Source organism: Paramagnetospirillum caucaseum, from assembly GCF_000342045.1.
In the GTDB taxonomy this organism is placed as follows: Bacteria; Pseudomonadota; Alphaproteobacteria; order Rhodospirillales; family Magnetospirillaceae; genus Phaeospirillum; species Phaeospirillum caucaseum.
The window spans coordinates 1-5,873 of record NZ_AONQ01000123.1 but is presented as its reverse complement, the minus strand read 5'-3'; the positions used below and the strand labels follow the sequence as shown (position 1 = coordinate 5,873).

The 5,873-nt window shown below is 51.1% G+C and carries 7 protein-coding genes; 5 read left to right on the top strand and 2 right to left on the bottom strand.

The genetic code is table 11. The annotated features are described in order from the left end of the window. The first annotated feature begins 256 nt into the window (after positions 1 to 256). The gene (locus H261_RS22200; RefSeq protein WP_008622293.1) at positions 257 to 757 is read left to right on the top strand and encodes a hypothetical protein; all 501 of its coding nucleotides are present in this window, start codon (positions 257 to 259) and stop codon (positions 755 to 757) included. Here H261_RS22200 and H261_RS25185 read toward each other — a convergent pair. Together H261_RS25185 and H261_RS24285 are read right to left on the bottom strand one after the other, a co-directional pair. Beyond that, complete coding sequence (locus H261_RS25185) at positions 736 to 1,188, bottom strand: hypothetical protein (protein ID WP_152427069.1); 453 nt, start codon at positions 1,186 to 1,188, stop codon at positions 736 to 738. The genes H261_RS22200 and H261_RS25185 overlap by 22 nt on opposite strands. A 178-nt stretch (positions 1,189 to 1,366) precedes the next feature. Further along, entirely contained in the window at positions 1,367 to 1,912 is a 546-nt protein-coding gene (locus tag H261_RS24285) for a dual specificity protein phosphatase family protein (RefSeq protein WP_008622292.1), read from the bottom strand. A gap of 134 nt (positions 1,913 to 2,046) precedes the next feature. On the opposite strand from H261_RS24285, the gene H261_RS25180 reads away from it, so the two are divergent. From H261_RS25180 to H261_RS22190, 4 genes are all read left to right on the top strand, one after another. Then, positions 2,047 to 2,367: a DUF6626 family protein gene (locus tag H261_RS25180; protein WP_152427068.1), complete on the top strand. Its 321-nt coding sequence runs from the start codon at positions 2,047 to 2,049 to the stop codon at positions 2,365 to 2,367. A 114-nt stretch (positions 2,368 to 2,481) separates the two neighbouring features. Then, complete coding sequence (locus H261_RS22195) at positions 2,482 to 2,913, top strand: hypothetical protein (protein WP_235063024.1); 432 nt, start codon at positions 2,482 to 2,484, stop codon at positions 2,911 to 2,913. 703 nt (positions 2,914 to 3,616) lie between these two features. After that, positions 3,617 to 4,327: a hypothetical protein gene (locus tag H261_RS25175; protein WP_152427067.1), complete on the top strand. Its 711-nt coding sequence runs from the start codon at positions 3,617 to 3,619 to the stop codon at positions 4,325 to 4,327. Between the two features lie 257 nt (positions 4,328 to 4,584). After that, the coding region (locus H261_RS22190) for a DUF3987 domain-containing protein (RefSeq protein ID WP_008622290.1) at positions 4,585 to 5,873 on the top strand (1,289 nt) is incomplete at its 3' end.

Here is a 5,873-nt window from a genome sequence, read left to right as displayed (position 1 = left end):
GCCATCACCCTGCCCGACGAATTACGAGGGGCCATGGGCGATGTGGTGATGGCGGCAGGGATCGAGGCCGGGGTGCTGAAGGAAAAGGGATGAAAACCGACCGACCAGGGTCGCCATCAACTACTCAAAGGCTTCCTCTGGAAGTTGACCAGGGAACTTCTTTCTGCTGTTCGTGAAAAATATACTCCGACTACATTTAAATCATGCAATGAAGCTGATATGATTGTGAGCCGCCCCACTTTGTTGGGAGGCAATCATGCTCAAAACGCATTCTGTCGCATTTGCTATTGTCCTTGTTCTGGCGTTGCCCGCGATGGGGCAGGAGGGCGTGTATTACACGGGAAAGCCCAGTGGCTCTCAAGTTCCACCGCCTCTCACTGAACGAGAAATCAGCGACCCCGAGTTCTGGCGAAGGGAAAAGGCTGCTGTTCTGGGTCGAGACGCCAACGGGATGAATCTGTGGGACCGTGGCCGCTATTGCGACACGCGAAAGTCCGAAGTCAGCCAGTTCGCAGAGATCGCCATGGAGTGGATTTTTCACCATGACCTATGGACATCACCGTCCAAGGGGTTCATCCCCCATGGAATCGCAATTTCAGACCAGCAGACCCTCAGAATGTATGCCGAAGTGGCGTTCCGAGACATTCGTTACGTAAAGGGTGATGGGGCTGACATTTCCAAATGCGATGAGATCGCCATTTTTGCAATTCGGCGAATATTGAAACATATGGAACGCTATCCCGCCGATGAGGAATGACCGACCTTTGTCCGAGAATCGGACATGCAGTTGCGGCCCAGGTCATTGAAATCGACATCACCCGTCCTCGGATCGACCTGGGTGATCCTATTGACCCTGATGGTCGGATTCATGATCACACCATCAATTTGGCCGGATTGCAGCCAGATTGAACTGCCCAGAAACTGGTCGATGGTGCTGTCTTGTCCGCAAATACCGGCATTCCCCCACTGCAAAGCGGTTCCCGAAACCACCACGGCGGCATACCGGCGATCAGAATGCTTACTCATTGAGCCGTCTGTAACCGTCACCACGGCATCTGCGACAGTTCTGCCCAGGGCTACGACGCGAATTGGCGTGTTCTGTCCGTCAGTTCGTCGGACACGTCCAGCCGCAGTAAATGAAATAAGATAAACAATTTTGTCGGCTGGCTCAAAATCGCGAAGACGCATGATAAATATATTTATAAAATAATACGAGGTGTGTGATGCGTTTGAATGATTTTACAATTTCCCCACGGGACGCAGTTTCTGTTTCTCCAGGAAGACTTCCTCCGATCTGTGACGAGAGGCAAATCAGATCAGAGATGATGTGTGTCCTTGACGTGCTTCGCGACGCTTTACAAGATGCTCAACGATTGCTCGATCTAATTGAGCGAGAGCTAACGCCACGCCTCTGATCTCCCGGAGCGGGCACCGTTCGCCCATCGACCCCGAGAATTTTCTCACCGAACTTCAAAAGCAGCCTGTTCGGTATCGCTCCAGGTCGCAAGGCCATCACCAGTTCCATGGCGTCAGCCTCGGGCAGGTGCAACCGGGCCAGCAGAAATGCAGCGGCAGTAGACCTGCTGATTCCAGCCCAACAGTGGCACAAAACCTTGGCCCCCACAGGGATGCTCCTTCCAAAATGGATAATGGCTTCCGCATGGTCAATGCAGGGATTTTCGTCTCGCCCTTGTCGTGCCAATGCCTTGCCGACCACGCCTCCCAGCGAGTGAAAATCGAAGAACCTAAGACGCAGAACACTGACTGACGCGGGAAAAACCAAAGGCTCACCATCGTCTTCGCCGGGGTCGAGGATCGACACGACATAAGACGGAGCGAACTCTGACAGTTCGTCGGCCAGTTCGTCCAATCCACAGATTCTCATTGTAAAAGGCAGTTTTGCCAGGGTCATGGATGCCTCCCAGAGGAGGGAGGCAATATATCAGCGTGACCGAAATATAAACAATATGGACAGCAACATATTTTTTCAAAGTGGATTTGCGGCATCATTAATTTGATAAATACTACTGCAACAGCAAGGAGGCAATGATGGTTGTACTAAAAGATATTTACAGAGAAATTAAAGAGTTGGGCGTTGTCAGTTCACAGCGTGAGTTTTCTTCACTTTGGGGAAAAAGACCTTCCTGGTGCTCAACATCGATGACCCGTGGCCGCGAGCCGGGGCTGGATGCACTGGTGAGATTCCATGTGACCCTGATGGACCTGGAGCAAAACTCCCGCATTGCTGCGGCAGAAGCTCAAAATAATGACGAAGCAATTGAATACATGGCAGGTGCTGAAAAACTTTTTGAAATCAAGTCTGTTATATGGTCTGAAATCATCGAAATGGCACGCGAATGTGCCTAAGCTATTGCTGGTTTTATGTGAAGTCACGGCATGATCAGAATTATTGCTGTGGCTATGTTGCAAAAATAGCGAATCAATGATTATATATTTGGCGGATTTAACATGGAGGCGGCGATGCTTAACCTTAAGCTTACTTCTGAAAAGCGTCCTCTTGTCGTTGAGACGCGGCGTAAGAGTGGGCGTGAAGTGGTGCTGGACGGCATTACGCATCAGATCGAATTGATCAAGAATCCGAACTACTGTGTCGAACGCACGCGGTATGTGAAGAGCGAAACCGGCACTTCTCGTCAGGTCGTCGCTCGCCCGCCCAAGCCCTGGTTCTGGTTGGGTGCCGATGGCACGAAGCTCGTCCAGGTCAAATACGGGCATTCCGCCGTGGTGGAGATCGAACCCGCGAAACCGACTGTCGTCGCGGGTAAGACTGACAAAGACCTGATCGGGGTCTTGGAGCAGATTGCCAACGCTGTGAAGGCGGGCAGCCTGGATAGCCAGATCGATATCGCCAAAGCAAAGGCGAAACGCAATCGCGTTGGCAAGTCGGAATAATGGCCCGAAATCGAGGGGAGGGAATGACGGACTCCCTCCCCCCTCAATTCCATTGATTTGCCCCCCCCTGATCGAAGTGACCACACCGGCAGGGTTCTGATTTTTGGCATTTAGGCCAGAATGACACGTCCAAGATGGCTTCAAGGTCATCCATTTGATCCAAACGCGGCGGCATATTTATACGGCACCGGTCGATGCTCGCCATGATGATCCCGATATCGCTGATGCTCGGGCATCGGTGCGGATCAGGTTCACCACCTTCATCCCCGCCCACCAAAAATCCTCAGCGTCCTCGGTGCATTGCTGACCATTCGTATGTTCAGCAATCTGCGACCGCCCCCAGATTCCCGAATGCGGCATAGGCAGTGGCTGTTTGAGGCCGGTGAAATCAGCCTTCCATTCAAGATGCATTAGGCGTCGGAGGGAAGACTCGACACCGATGAATCGTTCATGGAATCTAAGCAGTCTCGACTGGCGTTCGAGATGGATACCATGGCCGAATCGAAGCAAAATCCACGCGATATCCCTTGATTAACAATTGCTACCGCCTGATGTTCGTCTCGATTTTGCGGTGAAGTTGCCGGATATCGGCGTGCATACAACAGTAAGTATGAAGCAATAACAATGCTTCATAACCAGACCAGCATTATATTAACAGCACGACCATACGGTTCCCGTGTTGTGTTTTTCCGGGAGAAGGCTGATGCTCTCTAACCAATTTGTTGGATACATAGTCAAGACCGGTCATAGCTGGGACACCGACCGCCGCGTTGCCGAACTTCACCGCTTTATAACGGAGGTCACTGGCGGCACCCTCTTAGAGGTTGTTGTTGAAAGTCAGCGGGATGGTGGAGATGGGCTATCGATGATCCAGAACCATCTGGAAAACATGCCCGTTTTAGTCGTCGATAACATTTCAGATGTCAAAAACCCGGCGATTCTTAAAGATATTATTGCACTCAATATTGCTGTCTTAAGTTCAGACCCTAATGACCGCGAAACTAATATGGCTACGCAGAAGGAGTTGGTTTCCGAGGCATTATCTATTCACCGAAGCCTATACAGTGCGTATCTAAAATTGTGCGAAAATAGCAAGGATGATAAGCAGCCAGAATTATCTATAGGCAGGAAGTCAATGGTTGATGACTATGATGCTGTCATTGTTCCGATCATCAAAAAACTAATATGCGATGGAGTTATTGGGAAGGCAAACCTTGTTAGAAAGCTTGAAAGAATGAGATCAATTGACGCGAGTTCTGCTCCAACTTTCCAAGGAGGAAAGTGGCATGCCATGACGCTTGCTCGGATAGTTGAAAGAAATAGCAATTTGCTGACGCTTTTAGATGATGCGAAGGCCGAAAAAAATACAAAGGCCCCGCCGGTCAGAACGGCAGAGGTCGAGGGAGAATTATAAAGGCTCTCCCGCCACTGCGTTTGCGGATTGTTGCTCGCAGTCTGGTAGATGCATTCTGAAATTAGCCCGCATCAAAATATTTAGAAGCGTGGCTTCTGGCATAACACAACACACAAGCGGTGCCGTCACTGTGATAAGTGCCATTATTACGCGTGACGCCAGATTGACCGCACCTTAATTGGCGGCTAATTTCATTGGCAAGACACGAGCAACATCATGTTGATTCGCTGTTGAACTCGTGAAATTGGTGAAGCGTCATGGATAATATTACACCCATAGATGACAAAGACTACCCCCTCGACCTGCTTCCGAAGGAAATCCGTGAGACTATCCTCGCTATCCACGATCTGCGGCAGGTTGCGGTTGTAATTGCAGGTCAAAGCGTCCTGACTGCACTTTCGTTCGCCACCCAGCACATAACTGATGTCGAAGTGCCACGGCAGGGCCAGAAGCCGCTTTCTTGCTACTTCCTGTCTGTCGCAGAATCAGGTGCGGGCAAAACCTCCGCCGAATCCCTTGCAATGGCAGCCATCAACGCCCGTGCCGACGTTCTGGAGGCAGCTTACGGCAAGGAGTTTCGCAAATACGAAATTGAAACCGACGCATATAAGCAAGAGTGCAAGGAAACTCGAAAGGATATGAAGGGGCAATATACTTCCGCAGAGATAAATGAAGCGATACAGGCAATCAATGAGCCACTTCCGCCGCTTCGCCCCGATATGGTCACTGGCATGGCGACCTACAGTGGGCTGATAAACTGCCTGAAAGACGGGCAGCCGTCACTCTGCGTGAGCAATGACGATTCGGTCGCGTTCATCCACGATGCGTCCAATGATCCGCACATGGTCGCATTGTTCACATGTCTATGGAGCGGCACCAAGTACACCCGAACCATTTTTGGTAAGTGGCTAATTCTCAAAGGGCGAAGGCTAACCGCCCACCTCATGGTTCAACCGCAATATGCCGAGCCATTGCTGCACGGCAAATACACTGCCGATCAGGGCATTGTCCCGCGATTCAATGTAGCTGAAGCCCCGTATATGGAGAAAGCCACTCCCAAAGGCGACGCGAAAACACATCGCGAAACCATCAATAAGTTCAACGAGCGAATCGCCGCCTTGGTCCAACATCCTGGGGCGGTCGAGAATCGTAATGAGGTCAGGGTCGAGAATCCGCTCATCATGTCCTCCGACGCAGAAGCTCTGTTCTTGAGATTCATGGATGACATGACGGTGCAATCGCGACCTGGAGAAAAGTTGGCGGTAATCCGCACATCGGCGATCAGAGCCTCGGAGACTGCCGCAAGGCTGGCTGGGATTATGACCCTGTTTGTTGGTGGACCTGACAAGGCCACCATTGAAACGCCTGAGGTCCAAGCAGCCATCGCGTTGATGTATTATTTCTTGGATCAGAAGCTCGCCATCTACCGCAAATCACAGGTCGATCCAGACATGCGGTTGGCGGAAAAAGTATGGCATTGGATGAGCCACAATTGGGGCGAACCGAAAATCTCCCAGCGTGATCTCTGCCACTATGGCATTCCGGC

What these genes read in the sequence shown, in the direction of transcription:
- H261_RS22200 (WP_008622293.1), top strand. Translation starts at nt 257, where the DNA reads ATGCTCAAAACGCATTCTGTCGCATTTGCTATTGTCCTTGTTCTGGCG.
- H261_RS22195 (WP_235063024.1), top strand. Translation starts at nt 2,482, where the DNA reads ATGCTTAACCTTAAGCTTACTTCTGAAAAGCGTCCTCTTGTCGTTGAG.
- H261_RS25180 (WP_152427068.1), top strand. Translation starts at nt 2,047, where the DNA reads ATGATGGTTGTACTAAAAGATATTTACAGAGAAATTAAAGAGTTGGGC.
- H261_RS24285 (WP_008622292.1), bottom strand. Translation starts at nt 1,912, where the DNA reads ATGACCCTGGCAAAACTGCCTTTTACAATGAGAATCTGTGGATTGGAC.
- H261_RS25185 (WP_152427069.1), bottom strand. Translation starts at nt 1,188, where the DNA reads ATGCGTCTTCGCGATTTTGAGCCAGCCGACAAAATTGTTTATCTTATT.
- H261_RS25175 (WP_152427067.1), top strand. Translation starts at nt 3,617, where the DNA reads ATGCTCTCTAACCAATTTGTTGGATACATAGTCAAGACCGGTCATAGC.